This is a genomic window from Neochlamydia sp. AcF84, assembly GCF_011087585.1.
Taxonomy (GTDB): Bacteria; Chlamydiota; Chlamydiia; order Chlamydiales; family Parachlamydiaceae; genus Neochlamydia.
Genome location: NZ_VJOT01000070.1, coordinates 1 through 21,496, shown reverse-complemented (window position 1 = coordinate 21,496; position 21,496 = coordinate 1). Strand labels below are relative to the sequence as shown.

The 21,496-nt window shown below is 38.8% G+C and carries 14 protein-coding genes; 8 read left to right on the top strand and 6 right to left on the bottom strand.

The annotated features are described in order from the left end of the window. The first annotated feature begins 158 nt into the window (after window positions 1–158). From NEOC84_RS07910 to NEOC84_RS07890, 4 genes are all read left to right on the top strand, one after another. On the top strand, window positions 159–926 hold the full coding sequence (locus tag NEOC84_RS07910; protein ID WP_242678236.1) for a Stp1/IreP family PP2C-type Ser/Thr phosphatase: 768 nt from the start codon (window positions 159–161) through the stop codon (window positions 924–926). Beyond that, entirely contained in the window at window positions 910–2,052 is a 1,143-nt protein-coding gene (locus NEOC84_RS07905) for a cysteine desulfurase family protein (RefSeq protein WP_166157725.1), read from the top strand. Before NEOC84_RS07910 ends, NEOC84_RS07905 begins: the two co-directional genes overlap by 17 nt. Window positions 2,053–2,615: 563 nt before the next feature. Continuing rightward, window positions 2,616–4,577, top strand: a complete 1,962-nt coding sequence (locus tag NEOC84_RS07900; protein WP_166157722.1) for a leucine-rich repeat domain-containing protein — start codon at window positions 2,616–2,618, stop codon at window positions 4,575–4,577. Between the two features lie 620 nt (window positions 4,578–5,197). After that, window positions 5,198–8,134 carry a leucine-rich repeat domain-containing protein gene (locus NEOC84_RS07890; RefSeq protein ID WP_166157719.1) on the top strand — a complete coding sequence of 979 codons (2,937 nt, stop codon included), beginning with the start codon at window positions 5,198–5,200 and terminating at the stop codon, window positions 8,132–8,134. A 241-nt stretch (window positions 8,135–8,375) separates the two neighbouring features. Here NEOC84_RS07890 and NEOC84_RS07885 read toward each other — a convergent pair whose 3' ends face one another. The 3 genes from NEOC84_RS07885 to NEOC84_RS07875 are packed head-to-tail and all read right to left on the bottom strand — an operon-like array spanning window position 8,376 to window position 11,086. Further along, entirely contained in the window at window positions 8,376–9,620 is a 1,245-nt protein-coding gene (locus tag NEOC84_RS07885) for a hemolysin family protein (RefSeq protein WP_166157716.1), read from the bottom strand. 6 nt (window positions 9,621–9,626) lie between these two features. Beyond that, complete coding sequence (locus NEOC84_RS07880; RefSeq protein ID WP_166157713.1) at window positions 9,627–10,868, bottom strand: hemolysin family protein; 1,242 nt, start codon at window positions 10,866–10,868, stop codon at window positions 9,627–9,629. Beyond that, on the bottom strand, window positions 10,865–11,086 hold the full coding sequence (locus NEOC84_RS07875; RefSeq protein WP_242678235.1) for a hypothetical protein: 222 nt from the start codon (window positions 11,084–11,086) through the stop codon (window positions 10,865–10,867). Before NEOC84_RS07875 ends, NEOC84_RS07880 begins: the two co-directional genes overlap by 4 nt. Before the next feature lie 907 nt (window positions 11,087–11,993). On the opposite strand from NEOC84_RS07875, the gene NEOC84_RS07870 reads away from it, so the two are divergent. Next, window positions 11,994–12,590, top strand: a complete 597-nt coding sequence (locus NEOC84_RS07870; RefSeq protein WP_166157707.1) for a superoxide dismutase [Ni] — start codon at window positions 11,994–11,996, stop codon at window positions 12,588–12,590. A gap of 303 nt (window positions 12,591–12,893) precedes the next feature. Here NEOC84_RS07870 and NEOC84_RS07865 read toward each other — a convergent pair whose 3' ends face one another. After that, on the bottom strand, window positions 12,894–13,388 hold the full coding sequence (locus tag NEOC84_RS07865) for an NUDIX hydrolase (RefSeq protein WP_166157705.1): 495 nt from the start codon (window positions 13,386–13,388) through the stop codon (window positions 12,894–12,896). A gap of 448 nt (window positions 13,389–13,836) precedes the next feature. On the opposite strand from NEOC84_RS07865, the gene NEOC84_RS07860 reads away from it, so the two are divergent. Next, complete coding sequence (locus NEOC84_RS07860) at window positions 13,837–15,006, top strand: branched-chain amino acid transport system II carrier protein (protein ID WP_242678234.1); 1,170 nt, start codon at window positions 13,837–13,839, stop codon at window positions 15,004–15,006. Window positions 15,007–15,401: 395 nt separating this feature from the next. Here NEOC84_RS07860 and NEOC84_RS07855 read toward each other — a convergent pair whose 3' ends face one another. Continuing rightward, window positions 15,402–15,932 (bottom strand): VUT family protein, encoded by a 531-nt coding sequence (locus tag NEOC84_RS07855; protein WP_166157702.1) that lies wholly within the window; start codon window positions 15,930–15,932, stop codon window positions 15,402–15,404. A gap of 436 nt (window positions 15,933–16,368) precedes the next feature. Here NEOC84_RS07855 and NEOC84_RS07850 point away from each other — a divergent pair, with 436 nt between their 5' ends. After that, complete coding sequence (locus tag NEOC84_RS07850; protein ID WP_166157700.1) at window positions 16,369–18,042, top strand: cation:proton antiporter; 1,674 nt, start codon at window positions 16,369–16,371, stop codon at window positions 18,040–18,042. 514 nt (window positions 18,043–18,556) lie between these two features. Here the strand turns inward: NEOC84_RS07850 and NEOC84_RS07845 are convergent. After that, window positions 18,557–20,200, bottom strand: coding sequence for a hypothetical protein (locus NEOC84_RS07845; RefSeq protein ID WP_166157697.1), 1,644 nt, complete (start codon window positions 20,198–20,200; stop codon window positions 18,557–18,559). Between the two features lie 52 nt (window positions 20,201–20,252). On the opposite strand from NEOC84_RS07845, the gene NEOC84_RS07840 reads away from it, so the two are divergent. Next, window positions 20,253–20,963 (top strand): sel1 repeat family protein, encoded by a 711-nt coding sequence (locus NEOC84_RS07840; protein ID WP_166157694.1) that lies wholly within the window; start codon window positions 20,253–20,255, stop codon window positions 20,961–20,963. The last annotated feature ends 533 nt before the right edge of the window (window positions 20,964–21,496 follow it).

Genomic DNA, 21,496 nt, shown 5'->3' with positions numbered 1-21,496 from the left:
TCAAGTGCCTAAGCAATCTTGATAGAGGGCAAGAATTACCCCTTGAGCTTGTTTTCCTTCTCTCTACTCCCATCTAGTAAAAAAATCTGTAATGAGTTATGATTTTTTCATTAAAATGCAGCTGATTAGTAAGGCCTTTCCTCAAAAATTCTATGTTTATGAACCTAAAGTATTATAAGGTCTCCGTTTACGGCATTTCAGATAAAGGCCTTGTACGCTCAAATAATGAAGATTTTTGGACGCATGTGCATGAGTTGGACTTTGTGGTCTTAACAGATGGCATGGGGGGACATCGTGCAGGGGAAGTAGCGGCACGTGAGGCAGCTAAAGCTCTTTGTGAGCACTTGCAGCAAACGCTTGCTATTGCTGGCCCTTCGCTCTCCATTGATGAAGCACATGGCCTTATTCAGCTATCTATCGAGCATGCTAATCATACTGTCTATGAGCTGAGCAAAGCTGAAAAGGAGTGGCGGGGAATGGGAACCACCCTATGCTGCTTACTCTGCCATCCGCAGGGTATTATTTATGCTCACGTAGGGGACAGTAGAATTTATCGTTTACACAACGCTCGTCTTCAACAATTAACTAAAGATCATTCTTTGCTAAGGGAGTTAGTGGACTTAGGTCAAGTGAATGAACGAAGTAAAGATAAATTTATCTATAAAAACATTATCACTAAAGCGGTAGGCACAGAAAAATCGGTGGAGCCTTCCGTGCATATTAGCGACGTAGCTAAAAATGACATTTATCTGCTGTGTTCAGATGGCCTTACCGATATGCTGAGCACAAAAGAAATTGAATCCGTGCTCAACAGCATTCAAAATATTGAGGCCGCTGCCCACATTCTAGTTGCCAAAGCTAATGCAAAAGGTGGGCATGATAATATCACCTTAGTGATTATTAAAATTGATGAAACGCGTGAATAGAATTTATCTAGATAACAACGCCAGCACTTGTGTGGATCCTTACGTCATCCAGGTAATGACCGAAGTCTTACGGACCTATCCAGGAAATCCTTCTAGTCCTCATTCCTTTGGCCGTGAAGCCCGCCAGGTTTTAAGCCAAGCACGCCAGACTATTGCTAGCTATCTTAAAGTACGTCCTCAAGAGATTATTTTTACTTCTGGAGGTACAGAAGGAGCGAATATGGCCATTCGCGGTATCCTAGGTGCGTTAACTCAAGGGCATATAGTGACCTCTAATGTTGAACATGCCTGTGTGCATAGCGTGATGGATTTATTGCAGCATCAAGGAATTGAGGTTACATCTCTTGCGGCAGGTTTGCATGGCGCTGTTCTGCCAAAAGATGTAGCTGCTGCTATTCGTCCTCATACCCGATTGATTGCTTTAATAGGGGCAAATAATGAAACAGGAGTAAAAACAGATATTAAAGCGATCGCCAAGATAGCAGAAGAGGCAAATGTTCCTTTTTTTGTAGACGGTGTAGCTTTGCTTGGTAAAGAGCCATTAGAAATTCCTGCAGGTGTGTCAGCAATGTCCTTTAGTGGCCACAAAATTCATGCTCCTAAAGGCTGTGGATTTATTTATCTAAAATCTTCTCAAAAATTACTCCCCTTATTGCACGGAGGGCTACAAGAATATAACCGTCGCGGAGGAACTGAAAATCTGGCCGATATTGCTGGAATGGCTGCAGCCATGCAAATACTGGCCCAAGCTTTACCAGAAGCTTCTGAAAAGATGCTAAAATTAAGGATCTATTTCGAAGAGTCTTTAAAAAAGCATTTAGGCGAGGCCGTGCGCATTAATGGGGAGGGGGACAGAGTTTGCAATACAGCTAACTTAAGTTTTGATGGGGTAGATGGAGAAACATTGTTAGCGGCTTTAGATATGGCTGGAATTGCTGCTAGCCATGGGTCTGCCTGTTCCTCAGGAGCCATGGAGCCTTCACGTATTCTTCTTAACATGGGGATTCCTTTAAAAAGAGTAAGAGAGTCGATTCGCTTTTCTTTAAGCCGGTATGTCACTCAAGAAGAAATAGATCGGGCGATTAATATAATTGTGAATTTGGTAACCAAACTAAAGGCTTTATAAGCTATCTTTAAGAATAGAGGCTGGCAAATAACCTAGACATATATGTGGCTAAAAAATTGCTGATGTTCTTTCTAGAAGAGGTCGATTGATAATTTTTTATAGCGCATAAAATGTTGCCAGGTATCCTGCCTTATAAAATTTCCCCTTAAACCTTAAAGCGCTTCAATATATTTTGGATGTGTTAGAGAGTTTAGCCCTTTTTATTAAGTTAAATTTTGTTGTATTTTCCTTAAATTTACAGGTCATCCAAGAATACCTTTGTTTTCTCTTACTGAGAAACAAGAAGTTTCTTTTTTCAAGATAAATTTATATCTTATTTCTTTAGAAATTTTTCTCCAGGTCTTTCTTTATAGAAAGTATAAAAAAATATAAGCGGTATGAACAGCTGCTATAGCTTCTACCAAATGCAAACGAAGCTTCTCTCTTTTTTTCTTTAAAATAAAAATTGATCAATAAAGATGAAAAGAATAAGTTAATGGCGAAAAGATAAGACCCGACCTTAAAAAGCAGGTTGGACCAGCATTTAAGGCAATCACTTATCCTAAAACTTTAAGGAGCTTATTATGATCCCTTCATCTTCTACTTCTAGTACTCAGGTAACTTTCCGCACTACAGTCTCAGAGAATATAGAAGATGCGGTCTCAGGTGAGCTGATGACTCGGGCAGTTACTTTGTTTCCTTGTGGCCATACCTTTAACGAAGATACCGTCATCCAATGCTTAGCGCGCAATAAGCTTTGTCCTCTAGATAGAAGGCGTATTGAAAGACATGCTCCCAACTACACGGTGAGGCACCTAGCTGAAACGGCTGAATCCCATCCCTTGGAAGAAATTAAGCATGAACCTAGCCAAGAAGCTGTAGGACATTTCTTACGGGGCAAAGAACTTGCTGAGAAAGGAGAGCATACAACTGCCATAGAAGCTTTACTACAAGCTTTGCAATTAACTCCTACCTATGAAAAAGCTCAAGCTTATCTTGAATTTTGCCTTAAACGCTCCTCAGAAGCATCTTTACCCTCGCAGCCGCTTCCTCCTCTTCCGCCTTCTTTTCATAGTAAAGGTAAAGAGAAAAGCCTTTCCTCTACAGACTCTCCTAAAGAACGTTATACTGAGCTTTTATTCAATCTGTTAGAAGAGCCTTCCATTCAAGAAAACTCTATTTTAAAGAAGATATTAGAGAATCAAGTCGAAGAGCTGATGAGCCAGGAAGGTGAAGAGCTAAATCAGAAAGAAAAAATAAGCTATAAATGGACAGAAAAATTACTAGGAGAAAATAAAAAGGTTAGGCAATTTGTGTTTGAGAAACTGCGGCAAATCCACCAAGAGTCCTCCTCCCTTGCCCCGGGCGTTCCTCAACCTTCTATTTCTTCTTCATCTACCAGCTCGACTAATGAAATTCAACCTCTTTCTCTTTCTTCCACAGCCTCTATTTCCATGACCTCGCTTTACAACGCCATTCTCCAGGTTCATTTTCCTAAAGGGAATGGGGATTTCATAGCACAAGCTGGCATTTTAGATAAGATTTACAAAATTGAACCTACTCTTTCTATTGAAGAAAAAGTACCCTACATTTTTCAAAAGCTTTTTACCTTAGCCGCTTCTCTTTCTCCTTTAGAATTTGATGGAAATCCTAAGGAAAGCAAGGCCTTCACTCTTTCTAATTATTCCTCCTATCTACTAAATATTAACCGCCTCTTATTCTGGCAAAAACTCCCTGGAGGGACAGAGTACTTAAATCAACCACAGATTAAAGCTCTACCTTTAAAGAAAAAAGGAGAACTGCTAAAACAGTGGATAGAAAAGCATGGTAAAAACATTATCAAACTGGACTTACATGATGAGTTAAATTTGACCATTTTACCGCCAGAGATTTGGCAGCTTTCTCAACTGGAATGGCTTATCTTAAGTAATAATCAGCTAACTACTCTTCCATCAGAAATAGGGCAGCTTTCTCAGCTGCAAGGGCTTTGGTTATATAACAACCAGCTAACCACTCTTCCTGCAGAGATAGGACAGCTTACTAAGCTAGAAGTGCTTAACTTAGGCGATAATCAGTTAACTGCTCTACCTGCCGAGATAGGGCAGCTTACTAAGCTGCAAAGCCTTGCCTTATGCCGCAACCAGTTAACCATTATTCCTGCAGAGATATGGCAACTCTCTCAGCTGCAAATGCTTATCTTAAGTGATAACCAGCTAGCCATTATTCCTGCAGAGATAGGACAGCTCTCTCAGCTGAAATGGCTTGACTTAAGTAATAACCAGCTCACCGCTCTGCCTGCAGAAATAGGTTGGCTGTCTCAGCTGCAATCGCTTAACCTAAGTAATAACCAGCTAACTATTATTCCTGCAGAAATATGGCAGCTCTCTCAGCTGCAATCGCTTAACTTAAGTAATAACCAGCTAACTATTATCCCTGCCGAGATAGGGCAGCTTTCTCAGCTGAAAACGCTTTGGTTAAGCAGCAACCAGCGAAACTGTATTTCGCGGAAATTGCCTCTCGGCTGCATACGCTTACGCTTTTGTTAAGCAACAACCGGCTAACCTCTTGCCTACTGAGATAGGCAGCTATCGCAGCTGCAAGCTCTTGACTTAAGCTTCAACCAGCTAGCCGCTATTTTTGCGGAAATCCGGCAGCTAACTAAGCTGGAAAAGCTTGACTTAAGATATAACCAGCTAGCCGTTATTCCTCCTCTTCCTAAGCTAAGATCACTCAAGATTGATGATAACCCTCTTTAGATGACATTAAGAAGTCAATCCTATCTTTTGTACGCTTGTTTACTTTGGTGAATAAACGGAAATCTATCTTTCCTAGCCTTTGGGCCAAGTTTTCAGATAGGTAGCGTATAATTGGCAAAAATTTTCCCTTTTTAAGCCTTTTAGCAGGTTATGCAGTCTATGAAATGGAAGGTTTGGGAGCAAAAACGTTGAGAGGCTAATCCAAAAAGATGAGATAAAAATTGATAAAAGGTAAGAACAGCGACTATAGCTTCTATCAAGTAGGAATGTTTTTTTTCTCTTAAAATAAAAATTGATCAATAAAGATGAAAAGAATAAGTTAATGGCGAAAAGATAAGACACGACCTTAAAAAGCAGGTCAGGCCAGCATTTGTGGCAATCGCTTATCTTAAAACTTTAAGGAGCTTATCATGATCCCTTCATCTTCTACTTCTAGCATCCAGCTAACTTTCCGCACTACAGTCTCAGAGAATATAGAAGATGCTGTCTCAGGAGAGCTGATGACTCGGGCAGTTACTTTGTTTCCTTGTGGCCATACTTTTAATGAAGATACCGTTATCCAATGCTTGGCGCGCAATAAACTTTGTCCTCTAGATAGAAGGCTTATTGAAAGGCATGCACCCAATTACACGGTGAGACACTTGGCTGAAACGGCTGAAGCCCATCCACTAGAAGAACTTAAGCATGAACCTAGCGAAGAAGCTGTAGGACATTTCTTACGGGGTAAAGAACTGGCTGAACAAGGAGAGCATGCCACTGCTATAGAAGCTTTACTACAAGCTTTGCAATTAACTCCTACGTATGAAAAAGCTCAAGTCTATCTCGAATTTTGCCTTAAACGCTCTTCCGAAGCGTCTTTATCTTCGCAGCCGCTTTCTCCTCTTCCGACTTCTTTTCATAGTAAAGATAAAGTTAAAGAAAAAAGCTTATCTTCTACAGAGTCTTCTAAAGAAGGCTATACTGAACTTTTATTCAATCTGTTAGAAGAGCCTTCCATTCAAGAAAACTCTATTTTAAAGAAGATATTAGAGAATCAAGTCGAAGAGTTGATGAGCCAAGAGGGTGAAGAGCTAAATGAGAAAGAAAAGATAAGTTATAAATGGACGGAAAAATTACTAGGAGAAAATAAAAAGGTTAGGCAATTTGTCGTTGAAAAGCTGCGCCAAATTCACCAGCAGTCCTCCTGTCTTGCCCCAGGTGCTCTCCAACCTTCTATTTCTTCTTCATCTACTATCTCGTCTAAAGAAATTCAAGCTCTTGCCTCTTCATCTACTACTCCTGTTTCCATGGCTTCGCTTTACAACGCTATTATGCAGGTTTATTTTCCTGAGAGGGAGGGGGATTTCATAGCACAAGCTGGCATTTTAGATAAGATTTATGAAATTAAGCCTAATCTTTCTATTGAAGAAAAAGTACCCTACATTTTTCAAAAACTCTTTAACTTAGCCGCTTCTCTTTCTCCTGCAAAATTTGAAGGAAATACTAAGGAGAGCCAAGCCTTTACCCTTTCTAATTATTCCTCCTATCTACTCAATATTAACCGTCTTTTACTCTGGCAGAAGCTACCCGGGGGAACAGACTACTTAAACCAACCTCAGATCAAAGCTTTACCTTTAAAGAAAAAAGGAGAGCTGTTAAAGCAGTGGATAAAAAAACATGGTAATAATATCACCGACCTGAGCTTAGATGGGATAGGCTTGACTTATTTACCACCCGAGATTTGGCAGCTTTCTCATCTTAAAGCGCTTGACTTAAGTAACAACCAGCTAACTGTTATTCCCCCAGAAATTGGGCAGCTTTCCCAGCTGATAGCTCTAGTCTTAGGCGATAACCATCTGACCATCATTTCTCCAGAAATTGGACAGCTTTCCCAGCTGATAGCTCTAAGCTTAGACGGTAACCATCTAACCATCATTCCTCCTGAAATCGGGCAGCTTTCTCACCTGCAATGGCTTAGCTTAGGGAGGAACCAGCTAGCCGCTATTCCTGCAGCCCTGGGGCAGCTTTTTCAGCTGCAAGGACTTGCCTTAAACAATAACCATCTGACCGTTATTCCTGCGGCTATCGGGCAGCTTTCTCGGCTGCAAACGCTTGGCTTAAGTAGCAACCTGTTAACTGTCATCCCTGCAGAGATAGGGCAGCTATCGCAGTTACAAACTCTTAACTTAGACAATAATCAGATAATTGCTATTCCTACAGCCATCGGGCAGCTTTCTCAGTTACAAACGCTCAACTTAAACGATAACCAGCTAACCATTGTTCCCGAAGAGGTATGTCACCTTTCTCAGCTGCAAACTCTTGCCTTAAGCAATAATCAGTTAACCGCTATTCCTGCAGAAATCGGGCAGCTTTCTCAACTGCAAAAGCTTGGCTTAAGTAACAACCACTTAAATGCCCTGTCTGCAGAGATATGGCAACTCTCTCAGCTGCAAATGCTTACCTTAAGTGATAACCAGCTAACCATTATTCCTGCAGAGATAGGGCAGTTATCTCAGCTACAAACGCTTGACTTAAGCAACAACCAGCTAAACGCTCTTCCTGCCGAGATAGGGCAGTTATTGCAGCTGCAAGCCCTTAACTTAAGTTGTAACTATCTGACGGTTATTCCTGCGGCTATCGGGCAGCTTTCTCAGCTAGAACTGCTTTTGTTAAGAGGCAATCGGCTAAAAGCTCTTCCTGCCGAGATAGGGCAGCTTTCTCATCTACAAGGACTTGCCTTATACAATAACCAGTTAACTGCTCTTCCTGCTGAGATAGGGCAACTTTCTCAGCTCGAAAAGCTTGACTTAAGCTTCAACCAATTAATTGCCCTGCCTGCAGAGATAGGGCAGCTTGCTGAGTTGGCAGTGCTTAATTTAAACTATAACCAGCTAACCGCTCTTCCTGCTGAGATAGGGCAGTTATCCCAACTGCAAGAGCTTGGCTTACATGCCAACCAGCTAGCCGTTATTCCTTTAGAGATAGGGCAGCTTTCTCAGCTGAAAATACTTGCCGTAAGTATTAATCAGCTAACTGCTATTCCTGCTGAGATAGGGCAACTTTCTCAGCTGCAAAAGCTTTGGTTAAGCAGCAACCAGTTAACCGCTGTTCCTGCAGCGATAGGGCAGCTTTCTCAGCTGAGAAAGCTTTTCCTAGATAACAACCAGCTAACCGCTCTGCCTACAGAGATAGGGCAGCTATCGCAGCTGAAAACTCTTGACTTAAGTAATAATCAGCTAATGGCTATTCCTGCAGAGATAGGGCAGCTTTCTCAGCTGCAAGAGCTTGACTTAAGCTATAACCAGCTAACCATTATTTCTCACCTTCCTAAGGTAGGGAGGCTTAATATGGAGGGCAATCCACTTTAGACGGCATTATGAAGAAAGGATTATCTTTCGTGCAGTTCTTTGCTGTGGTAAAGAAACGAGGAACTATCTTCCCTAGCCTTTAAGCTACGTTTGTAGATTAAGCTTTAGTATGTTATGCAGGCGATAAAATGAAAGATTTGTGAGCAAAAAACTTGAGAAGCTAGTCTAAAGAGGTGAAAGAAAATTGATAAATAATGTATTTATTTTCAAGATAGCAAATCTTTTACGTATTTTCTAGTTTTCAAATTTGAAGAGTGGTAATCATCACGCTTTTGATTTCTAGTAAAGTCGCTTCGTTGACTGTAATAACGAAGGGCTCGATATAAATCGATTCTCCCTCTTCAGGCATATGCCCTAACTTAGAAAGGATTAGTTCTGATAATTTTAATTTTTTCTCATCAGCTAGTTTTACATCAAATTGTTTATAAAACTCTTCAATCGTCATATCACCAGGCAGGGTTCTATCGATGATTAACTGATTAGTTAAAGTGTCTTGCTTGTGGATAGGGTGAGGGTGAGATCCAAAGATGGCTTGCATAATGCAGTCAAGGCTAAGGATGCCGGAGGCTTGTCCGTTGACATCTAAGACCACGGCTACGCTCTGATTATTGCTTTTAAATTGCTTGAGGATCTGCATGATGTTAGTATTTTGGGTGATAAACCAAGGAGGAAGGCAATAGTCACGCAGCCGTTTATTATCGGCAGCACGAATCAATAATCGAGGGAAAGCTATTCCTATAATATGATGCATTTCCCGGAGGTGAACGGTTAAGAAACGCTCTTTTGTTTTAGCCATTAAACGTTTAGCATCTAAGATCGTAGCAGTAGCACCTACGGTAGGAATTTGCTCAATAGGGATCATGAGCTGACGTGCTTCTTTATTATTCATCTTAAAGATATTGGCAGTAATCGTTTCAAATTCCTTGTTTTCCGAGCTGTGGAGTTTAATGTCATCTTGCTCTTCTAAAAGCTTCTGAAGCTCTTTTTGACTAAGGTAGAAGTTGGCATTAGATTCTCGTCCTCCAATTAAATAATTGGCTAATTTTGAAAGTCCGCTAATCACCCATAAAATGGGAGCCATCAATTTGGCAGTAAAGTAAACAATCGGTACTCCCATCATGGCAATATGCTCAGGATAGCGTCTGGCTGCCAAGATAGGAGCTAACTCGCCAAAAATTACGACTAGGATAACCTGCGATAAAGGGGCAAGATCAGGATCAAGACCTATGCTTTGATGAAAAACTCGAGCACATTCCGATCCAAACACCATGGCTAAATTAACGATAATTAAGGTAGTTCCAAATAATCGCGAAGGGTTATGAAGAAGATCATTGAGCCAAATTGCTCGTGTATGACCTTTGCTATAGTAATATTGCAGTCTTATCTTATTAAAAGAGACACAAGCCATTTCTGCCATGGAGAAAAAAGCTAAAACGAAAATAGAAAAAATATTAAAAAATAGCCACCAGCCTGCCGAAAGATTCATTTAATGCTACCTGCTTTTAAGCCTTCGAACGTATATTCTTCTTATCCTATTTGGATCAGCCGATAAAACTTGAAAGAGAAAGGCGTGGTTTTCAAATTTAGTGCCACTTTTAGGGATATCTCCCAGCTGTTCTGTTAGCCATCCCCCTAAGGTAACCATACTTTCACTTTTTAAATCCGTTTCAAAATAGTTATTAAATTCATCCAATTCCATCTTCCCACTGGCAATAATCTCGTCTTTTCCTGCTTGGGTAAAGATAACTTTTTGATCGCGTAAATCTTTGATTTTCCCTACGACGACTTCGACGATATCTTCATAGGTAACTAAGCCCGAAATAGACCCATACTCATCTACTACCAGAGCTATTTCTTGGCCACTTTCTTCGAATCGCCTTAATAAGGTACGCGAAGGCGTGGTTTCTGGAATATAATAGGGGCGCCATAAGAAATTATTTAAATCTTGAGAGGTATGGATGGCTTGTCGATGGAGAAAATATTGCTTAGCATCAATAATTCCCAAAACATTTTCAATGCCATTTTCACAGACGGGGAGACGAGTACATTGTCTATCCACGAAAAGATGAACTAATTTGGTTAGAGGATCTTCTCTATTGTAAAATAGAATTTCTTGGCGCGGACGCATGATCTCTCTTACATTCGTATCCTGAAGATTTAAATATCCTCCAATTAATTCTCGTTCCTCATGATTAAGAATTCCCGCTTCCTCAGATTTTTTTAGCACGTGATGAAGCTCTTCGCGCGATATATCGGCATCTTTTTTCAAAAAGAAAAAGAATACACGCGAAATGGGAGAGAGAATGTAAATGATAAATGTTTTGATCGGATATAGCAGGCGTTGTAGAGAAGCTAAAGCAGGTGCGGTATGCTTAGAAAGCTTAACATTGTTTTGTATCCCCAGGTACTTCGGTACAATTTCGCCAAAAACTAATAAAAGTACAAAAGGCAAGCCTACGGCCATTAGCCATCCACCAGCGTTTGTAAAAGCATGAGAGATGACGTTTTGCAAAAGAATATTGACGATCGTGTTAAGCAGAAAAACGGTAATTAGCAACTCACGCGGCTGTGCAAGTAGCCTAGAGATCAAGCGCTCACGCGAATCCTCACTGTTTTTAAAGCTTTTAACTCTTGTAGAAGAAAGAGAGAAAAGCGCTGCTTCTGAAGCAGAGCACCAACCAGAAGCAAGTGTGAGTAATAAGATAACTGCAATTAAAATTAAACTACTTATCATGGCTTGCTTGCCATTGATTTATCAAAAAAGACTTTAATTTGACCCTCGGGTACAAGACCTAGACCTTTCATAAGAACTTGCTCGACCCACGCCGGATCGCTTTGGCTATTAATTTCAATTAAAAGCTTTTCTTGCAAAGCATACGCTTCTTTCTTTTGTTTTTCTAACTCTTGATAATGCTCTTGAAGGGTAGCATATTCTTTATTCTGTACTTTCATACCCTGTTCCAATAGCATATAGATAAAAAGGCCAAACAGAATGACCCACCAAGCTTGAAAAAAAAACTGTTCTACGTATCGATTAATTTTAAGAAGAAAGAGCTGCATACATCAAATTTATATTCTTTTGCTGTTTTTCTATCCAGCGTTTTAACAAAAGTTAACCATCTAGCAGCTTATCAATCAATGGCGACATGCAAAATCTCTGGATAGATGCACTAACAGATGTTTTTTCTTTGATAGGAAAAAAGCCAAAGAATGATCTTTTTATAGGATTTTTCCAAGGGCAAGAGTTTAGATGAAAGTTTACTTTGCCTGTTAGAATCCATTGGGCTGAAGCTATGCCTGCTTCTCTTAGATTAAAATTCACCCATTCGGCACTTTTTCTATATGGCTGCAGGACTCCTACAACTAATTTTTAAGTGACCAATAGATTTACTTAAACTTTCTCCATGAACCCTTTATTTTTTAGGGAGGAAGATCTTAGCTTTCATTTCTAAGAAGAAATGCATCCAAATAAAAGCTGCGAATCTTAAAGAAGATCTTAAGTGAATAAATCCTATTTAAGTTGAAGTAAATAGATTTTAATGCTGCCCGGTGGCCAGCTTCTTTTCAGCTTTTTTTGCCTATTGATAAGATTTTTTTTATCCCTCTCTATTCTCTTTGTTTATTAGAGAAATTAGGCTTTATAGATGCCTTTAAACTTTATAATTTTTTTATCGTTAACAAGGCAAATTCCATACCTTTCTAGCATTTTCTAAACTATTAAAGCAAGCAAGCTCTTGTCAAATATTTTTAGATGAGATAAAAGCCTATCCTGCTTATTACTTTGCTAAAACCTATAAATTTTTCTTAAGTTTTTGGTTAACCCACAACGCTTAAGGAATGCTTAAAAAAAGGAGAATCGATGAAAAAAACTATTTTGGTCCAAGGGATAATAGCCTTACTCTGTCATACAGGAACTTTAATGGCACACTGCCAAATGCCTTGTGGAGTCTATCATGATGAGCTGGTTTTTAATCAAATCGATCAATACATCGAGACTATGTATAAAGGGATCACCGAGCTTAACAATAGCAAATTTTCTACTCCCTTTGAACGCAATAACTTCATCCGATGGGTAAAACTTAAAGATTCAGCTTCGGATGAAATTGCCAATCTTATTACGGCATACTTTCTTCAGCAAAAGATAAAGCCGGCTGAAGCTGACACTCCTAAACGTCTAATAAGTGCTCATAAAATGTTATTTGAGCTTACCGCTATTAAGCAGAACGTAAATATAAAGATGATAGAAACCTTTGCTGACGAGTGGGAAAATTTTAAACAGATGTTTCACGTTATTAATTATGAATGTCAGATTGATCTCATTAAACGCAGAAAACGAGAAAGAGATTTCCAACTTAAGGATCAGCAAAAGCTGAATGACAAGCTTCCCTCTGCGGAAAATCCTTCTTCCAATGAGCAGCATGAGCATTCTTCAGATGATCATGAGCATACTCATTAAGAATAAGAGCTTGGTGGGGGCAGATATAGCGAAAGGGTGCGGGTTTGAAAATAAAGAATAGAAAGCTTCTAAACTCTAACTTTAGAAATAATTAAATTTGCTTTTCTGCCCTTTTTCCAAGTTTCTTATTCCTTATGAAAGAGCCAGGCTCTTTCATAAGGAATAAGAATAATAGGGCATATCTTACTTGCTCTTTTAGGTGCTGCTTAAGCTTCTTTCTCGTAATTTTATTTTGTATGGATGAAGATTATCTAAAAGGTGTGTGAAAAGGATGGTTAGGCTTGAAAGCAAATTTTAGGCAGTTTATTCTTTGTTTTTCATCAAAGTCATTAAAAAGCGTAAAACCCATGTAGGATGCTTAAAAAAATATTTTATCAGATTTATATAGGTTACATGATTTAATGATCGATAGATAACATGGGGTTCATCTTTAAGAGCATCTTGAAGCCATTCCTTATGTAAGAAAAAAAAGTGCTTAGGAAGTTGTTGAAGGGGGAAAAAATCAATCTCTCTTGTTTCGGCGCCTTTTTGTAAGTTGCCCTTTAAAGGAGAACATTCATAAATTTCCGTAAAGCGTGAGAGTTTATTGATGGGAGTATATTCGGCTACTTTCCTTAGAACTTGTACGGTAAGACCCGTTTCTTCTAGTACTTCTCTAATAACAGCTTGGCAAGAGCTTTCATTATCTTCAACGCCCCCACCCGGTAGGACCCAAAGAGGAATATCTTGACGTTTGACTAATAGCACTTGAGATTTATTGGAATTAAAAATTACACCTATTGCGGCATTCTTTCTCATATAAGTATAGGTTCCAGAGGCAGTTAAACAAAGAGTGTAAAGCATAGAATCATAAGAAGCAAATGAAGTATTCTTAACGTATATAACTAGCTTATTCTTTATATTTTGCTGTCGTGGTTGTTAATTGACATATAATAGCTTTTTCTATATAATTGGTCTGCTAAGCCCCTTTTTGAGGCTTGATATTGAACCGATAATTTATTAGCTAAAGTTTTTTAAGCACTCTTTGTAGGAGCTCTTAAAGGAATGCTTGAAGAAAAAACAAGGAAGGGAGTGTTGTTCGCTATTTTCCTCTTTAACTCATCAATTTTTTCTTTTTTAGTTCATCTTATCCTTTAGAATCTCTAAGGCCCTTAGCACACGCGCCTTTTAAAAAATCTTATTGCCTTTTTGAAGAGTTTAATTGTATTATTTATAGCTTTGCTTATTATTTGAATGGAGAAAAATTATGTCTCTTAAAAAGTCATCTAGTGTAATGGCAGCAGGGTTAGCATTATTTTCCATGTTTTTTGGTGCTGGTGATCTCATTTGGCCCTTAATCTTAGGAGGAAATGCTGGTGATAAAAACTTTTTTGCCATGCTGGGCTTACTGGTAACAGGTGTAAGTCTACCTTTACTAGGCTTGATAGCCATGATGATGTTTCGAGGTGACTATCGACAATTTTTTGGCCAAACAGGTAAATGGCCAGGTCTTATCCTAGTATTTATCATACAGGCAATTTTGGGCCCCGTTGGCTCTATTCCGCGCTTAATTACACTTTCCTTTGCAACTTTAAAGCCTTATATGCCTGGAAATGTCACTCTTTTTACCTTTAGCATTTTATCCTCTCTACTCGTTTTGGGCTTTACTTTAAGAAAAAATAAAGTAATTAATTTTTTGGGATTAGTTTTGACTCCTCTTCTATTACTTTGTTTAGGATGTATTCTTGTTGTAGGTTTTATTAATCCACCTGAAGCTCATCTAGTTTCCTGGACATCCATAGAAGCATTTAATCAGGGCTTACATGTGGGTTATAATACTTTAGATTTAATTGCAGCTTTCATTTTTGCCCCTTTAGTTTTAAGTCATTTTATGACTGATCAAGAGGAGGCTAGCAGCGGAGAGCAACGACATGAGATTTTTAATAAAATGCTTAAAGCAAGCCTTTTAGCGGCAGGCCTACTTTCTGCAATGTATATTGGCCTGACCTCGGTGGCTTCCTTTTATACTCATGTATTGCCTGCTAACCATTTACCTGAGGAGCGCTTGTCAGCTATTGCGATGCATTTACTAGGCCCCCAAGGCGCTTTTGTGGCATGTTTGGCGGTAGCCATGGCTTGTTTGACCACAGCAATTCCGCTGGTAAGTATCTGCGCCGATTACATCCAGAATGACCTTTTGCCTGTCGACAAAGGCCCTTTATTACCTTTAGGCATTACATTAGGTATCTCATTAGGAATTGCTAATTTAGGCTTTAGTGGGATTGCAAGCATGCTTTCCCCCTTGCTTAATATCTTATGTCCTAGCTTAATTGTATTAAGCATTTCAAATATCATCAATAAGCTATACGAGATTAGAACACGAAAGGCACCCATTTTCATTACGTTTGCTTTGTCTACTATGAACTATTTTATTTAAGAAGCTAAGGTTTGCCTCAGCATCTGCATTCTAAAAATTTTTGGGGAAGGGATTTTTGGCAATCTTTAAAAATACCTTTAAGTTTTTTTGAAGTCTTTAGAATAAATAATATCTTTTAAAGAAATTAGATCTGCATAGCCAAAAAAATTAACTTTTTTCCAAGCAGACTCTCTCCGTAAAAACAAGCTTTTTATTAAGTATATGACTACATAAAGAGTTGCTCAAAGGCGTATAATCTTTTCCCAGCATTTCCAAGGTGATTTCTTAAGAAAGTGTTGGAAAGCTAGTTTTGATTTTCCTAGACAAAAGCAGATATGTTTTGCAAAGCCAAAGGAAAGCTACCCTGTCTTTTCTATCCGCGCCATTATTACAACGATCATGAATCGCTGCTTGTTTTAAGCTTGAAGAGATTCTCTGAGCGGATTAGTGGCTTTCTGGATAGCTAGGCGAAAAGGGATTAATAATACAAAATCAAAAAGTATTTTAATACTTAAGTCACTAAGAGCCCAATTCATCAGCGGAACAGGTTCTCCCCAAAATGCTAGGCTCCAAAAGATGCAAGTATCTACAAAAGAGGCTCCTATTGAAGCAAATAAAGGGGCAAACCACCATGTTCTTTTTCGCATAGAAGCGAAGATGCTAATATCTAATAGCTGCGAGATCAAAAAAGCTAGCCCTGAAGCACAAGCTATCTTAGGTGTAGACAGCCAAATAGATAATATAAATGCCAGCATAAAGCCCACATAGACGACGCGTTTAGCAACTCTAGGGCCATGCAAGCAATTATTAACTTCAGTGACCAAAAAGGATAGTGGATAAGTAAAAGATCCCCAGGTAAGCCAATCATTAATGGGAAATTGAACTAAAAAATTGCAGCTGGTGACGATAGCAATCATAGCAAGGTAAGCGAATTGAATACTGAACATACAACCCTCTAATTAAAAGCGTTATCTTACATAAAATGAGAATTATATGCCTACAATTTGTGTGTTTTCTTTGCTAATAAATACTTTTTTTTCTCTTAGTAGAATCTCCCTATGTTTAGATTTAATCGATAAGCTTAAAGCAGGTTTTGTTTGATTATTATGAACCTCTTCTAAATGTTGATCAATAGTGTCAGTAAATAGGAAAAAAACGCTGCCGGGCAAAGAAGCTTTACCCTCGTCTCATGAAAATTTTTTACTGATTGTTATTTTAAAACTTTTTACCGAGTGGATAAGCTTTATAGCGATCCTTTTTTATGATTGACCTTTATTCTTTCGTATGCGAATTAATAAATCTATTGCTTTTTGCCTGCCTACTAGAAAAATTTAGAGCTCATTTGGCTCTTAAAAATTTTAATCTTAAAAAATTGGGGAAGATATGCTAGAGGAGTTAAAGATTATCTGGATTTTAGCTATAGGCTTTGGACTAGCTTGTCTTTTGGGATATTCGGCTCATCGCATGAAATTATCGCCTATTCTAGGGTACGTAATTGCTGGATATTTGATTGGACCTAATTTTCCCGGTTTCGTTGCCGATCCGCGTTTATCAGAACAATTAGCTAACATTGGGGTGACTTTACTAATGTTTGCCGTAGGCCTTAATTTTAAGTGGAATGATTTGGCAGCTGTAAAGAAAATTGTATTGCCCGGGGCCCTGATTCTTTCCCTCCTCTCTATTGGAGCGGGCATATTTTTAAGCGTTAATCTGGGCCAAACAATGCAAGCTGGATTTGTGATTGGCTTGGCGATTTGCGTCTCAAGTACAGTAGTTATTGTACGGGGCCTTGCGGATCAAAATTTACTTCAGACTCCCCAGGGTCACACGGTATTAGGATGGACGATTGTAGAAGATATCATTTCCGTATTAGGGCTTATTTTGTTGCCTACGTTGATGCAATCTAGTTTAGGTGGCGAAAATTCTGGTGTAGAATTTATGTATTCACTAGGAACTCTAATTTTAAAAATTATGGCCTTAGGGGTCATTATTTATTATGTTGGAGAGAAGCTGGTTAAAGAAGTTTTAACTGTCGTCGCTCGGACCCGCTCGCATGAATTGTTTACTTTAGCAATTTTGTCGTGTGTCTTTTTCATTGCTATTGGTAGTGCTTATCTATTTGGAGTGTCTTTAGCATTGGGCGCTTTTATTGCCGGAACTGTCGTAGGAAAAACAGAGGTTAGCCATCAAGCTGCCGCTAATGCTTTACCTATGCGCGATGCTTTTGCTGTTATTTTCTTTCTATCCGTAGGCATGCTCTTTAATCCTACGGTAGTTAAAAACAATTTACCTCTTTTTTTCGGCTTGCTTTTTATCATCCTGGCTTTAAGACCTATGATGGCATTTTTAATCATTAAGCTAGCCAAGTATCCGCAAAGTATAGCGATTTCAGTAGCGGTGGCCATCAGCCAAATAGGTGAATATTCCTTTATCTTAGCTGAAGAAGGAAACCAGCTGAAGATATTATCAGACAACGCCTATGATATTTTAGTAGCCTGCGCCTTTATAAGCATTATGTTAAATCCTCTTTTATTTCAGCTATTTAAACCTTTAGCTTCCAAAAGAACAAAAAAACTTTTTCCTGAAAATAAGGAGGCTGATCAATCCTTAGAAGCGTTATATAAAAATGCGGATCTCCAACAATCTTTTCTGCCCCGAGCTTTAGTCATCGGTTATGGTCCTGTCGGCCGGGCGGTTACACATTATCTTAAAGAGAGCAACTTCCATCCTCTCGTGATAGATAGGAATATCGATACTGTAGCTGCCATGAAAGAAAAGGGGATTGAAGCCATATTTGGCGATGCCACCCAGTTTCAGATTATGGAAAAAGCTGACCTTACTAACCTTCAGCTAATGGTAGTCACTACGCCCGATTTGCATATAACTCAATCGATTATTCAGGTGGCCTATCATATTAACCCCTATATTAAAATCATTGCACGCTCCCATTATAAAGTAGATCATCAATTTCTTAAATTCGCAGAAGTACCCATGGTGTGGGATGAGGAAGCTGCTGCCGAAAAAATGGTTTCTCTTCTTCGCACTCAATTAGCTTAAGTTTCCTTATAGCATTTGAACGATAAAAAAAATTGAAGGGGATGCTTTCTAACAAATTAAGCAAGCAAAACTGCCAGCTATTTTTAAAGGAATATAAAAGATGTTAAAATAGTCTAACCTGCTTTAGGGCACTTTTCTTGCTAACGGAAGATTTTAAATAGAGACCTTATGAAGATTGCTATATTTCTTTCCTACAAATTATTACTCTGTCTTGATAGGAATGCAAATAAGCTTGGGCTTGATACGAGCACCCTCAAAGCAAACATCTCAATTAGACTCTCCTGAGAGTGTTAATCAAGCTTATAATACCTCTTGAAGAAACTTTATTTGTATAGCTAAAAAGGGAATTAACCCTTTAAGCTGGCTCTCTCCTTAAAAACACAGTTTTATTAAGTATAGGCTTGCATAAAGAGCTGCTCAAAAGTGTATAACATAGAAAAGCAAACGCCTGGATTTTTTGAAAGTATAGTTAATGATAGCAATGCCAGTTCTTTAATTGTGCTTTCACCCAGCTTCAGATGGATTCAGCGTACCCTAGTTCCAAAAAATCTTTAACAATCTGAGTGGCTGTAGCTCGTTGCCTTATTGGGTCCCACCCATCGCCTCTATCACGCCGTTTAGCAATATTTGCTTCTTTAGTCCAGCCTTCCCATTTAAATTGGCCGTTTTTTATTCTTTCAAAAATCTTTAAAATATGATCTTTTAAATGGCTGGTTGCTTCAAAAGGGGTTAGTGTTCCTTCTGCCACCTGGCTTAGTAAATCGAGAGCCAATGTTCTTCCTTCTACTTCTTCTTCAGCATCTATTTCGTTAATCACTTCATCCACTATGTCCACTGAATTAAGTTTTTGGTAAAGTTGCTTGTCTACAAATTCATTTTTATATCTTTCTTTCATTACATTAAATCGCGGAATAATAGAAATATGAGCTTTCACTTTTCCTTGAGGCAAAGGTGAAGGCGTATCGGCGGGATAAAAATAGTGAAGGGCTTTGGTTATGGTCTTTGCAATTTTTACATTTTTAGCCTTAAAATCAGGAGTTTGGCAGTATTCACATAAATATGTAAAAATTTCGAGACGGGATTGCGTATGGATTTTCAGCTGCTCTACAAGATTGGCTCCCCCCTCTGTGCTCAGAACCTTTCCTGAACCTATCCTTTGTGTGTCTCTCATAGAGGAAGAGGGAAAGACTGTAAACCATTTATTTCCCGTAACGTCCTCTTCTATGTTGGTTAGCTCGATGTTTTCTAAACTTATAGAAGCAGAAAGTTGCAATCCTGGGAATGGCAAAGGTCTAGAAATGCTTGGCGATATAGGAAGGGTTGCTGCTGAGGAAGAAGGTAGCATTCCTGGTGGGAAATTCTGAGAAATAGGAGGAGGGATTAGGCTCTGGCAAGCGGGCAAAAATGGAGAACGAGCTGTTGGTTGGGATAAGCCTCTTGGCAAGCTTTGAAATGGAGAAGTCGCAGTCAAGGACGGAAGGGGTAATAGTCCTGCTGGTAAGTTGGTCGAGACAGGAGGTGGAAATAGGGGTTGATAAGCGGTTGGTAAATGAGAAGGTGCTGCTGGGCTCGTCGGTTGGGGATAAATATTAGACGGTTGCGAAGGATGCATCTGTGTATGCCAAGGAGGAAAAAGAGTTGGTGGATAGGATGGGAGGGGTAATATACCTTGAGAATAATAGGGAGGTTGTGGAGGAGGAGGCTGTATGTAAGTAGGCTGAGGAGGAGGTGTTAAGGGATAAGAAGATGGCAAGGGTGGCAAATTCCGTTCTTGAAGAGAAGCTGAGGGTAAATGGGAAGGGAGGGGTAATATTCCTTGAGAGTAATAGTGAGGCTGCTGTGGAGGAGGAGGAGGTTGTAAGTAAGTAGGCTGAGGAGGATGTGAGGGTAAAGTAGAAGAGACGGCAGCAGATTCTTCATTTTGCTGATTTTGCAACTCTTGGGAAAGCGTGTGTCTGATTTTCTTTGCACGATTGATTTCTTCCAACCTTACAGCTTGTATTTTCTCTGTATGAGAAGCATGTGGAAAAAGGGAAGCATGGCTTGATTCTTCGCTCGAAGGGGCTGGAGCTTCTCTTTTTCTTTTCTTTTCTTGTGTTTTTTCTGAAAGATAGGAAGTATTAGAGCTAGGACCTGGAGGTGGTATCGGGCTAGACATAAACTCTCCAAATAAAATATTATATTAAATAAAATAAATAATGAGGTTGATTATGTTTATAAATGATTCAAATATAAGTAGCAATTATAGTCCCTCCTTAGTTAAGGGGCAAGAAGTAAAAAACCCCGAGATTAGTTTTGAACTCTCTAGTCTCCTTGAAAAAATTGAGTGGTGCAGAAATAAACGTTTTGTAGAACTTGCGGATGAAAATGCTAAAAAAGATTTAGATTACATTTTAGCAGCAGTGGTAGATGAAGCCAATCAGACTACATTTTATGATGGATGCCAATTTACCCGCTTCCTTCAAGAAGTTGACGGAATATATAGCCCATCCACACAAGCAAAAATTAAGGATATTTATTATTACTCCCTCAATCCCAATAAACAAGAGCTTCAGCCTTTATTTACCAAAAAAGATTTAGAATCTCCTCTTTATTGGAATTACTTATTTGCTAATGATTCTCTTTTAGAAGAAAGTGCTAGGGCAGAATGTTTATTTCAGCTAGGAAATTGTTACTATCAGGGAAACGGCGTAGAAGTAGATATGAAATACGCTTTAGAATATTACAGACGAGCTATAAATCTAGCAAACCATGCAAAAGCGGAATTGATGTTGGCTTACTGCTATGAAAATGGAGAAGGAATAGAAAAAGATGAAAATTTAGCTCGCTATTGGTATAGCCAGGCAGCATTTCATTCTTCTGATCCAGTTGTAAAGCAATTGACAAGCCAAAAGCTTGCCTGCATTGAAAAAGAAGTTTAAATTAAAAAATCTTCCTTCAGCTAAAATAAAGCTGAATAAGAGAGCTTATATATGTTTAACGCGGAAGAAATAGTTATTGAAAAAGTAATTCTTCCTCTTTCCTCTACGTAAGAATTTTGCTAGGTTGGAAAATACTTTAAAATTAAAAAAATTTACTTGTAAGTAGGGAGGGTGTTTTTACACCCACTTCTTCAAGAAGTTCAAACGTATGTTCAGCTTCTTGAGAAGCAGATAGAGTTACTGATAATTCCGATTTAAGAGCTGCTGGCAACAACTCAGGAACTTAAGGTCCGCTTAAAATGCTCTCTTGTGATGAGAATGTGATCGAGCTTTTCAAACAATTTTAAATCATAGTAGATCGCTTCAGAGATAGGCTTAAAAGATTTGCCCTTTTCTTCAACTTAATCGCAAAATCTATAACTTGGAATTAAATAGTTCAACATGATTTAAAGCCTTTTTGCCCTGAGACAATATTTTAGGAGAGTTTTATATCAAAAAATGCTATATTTTCTTTACAAGTAAATCATTACAAA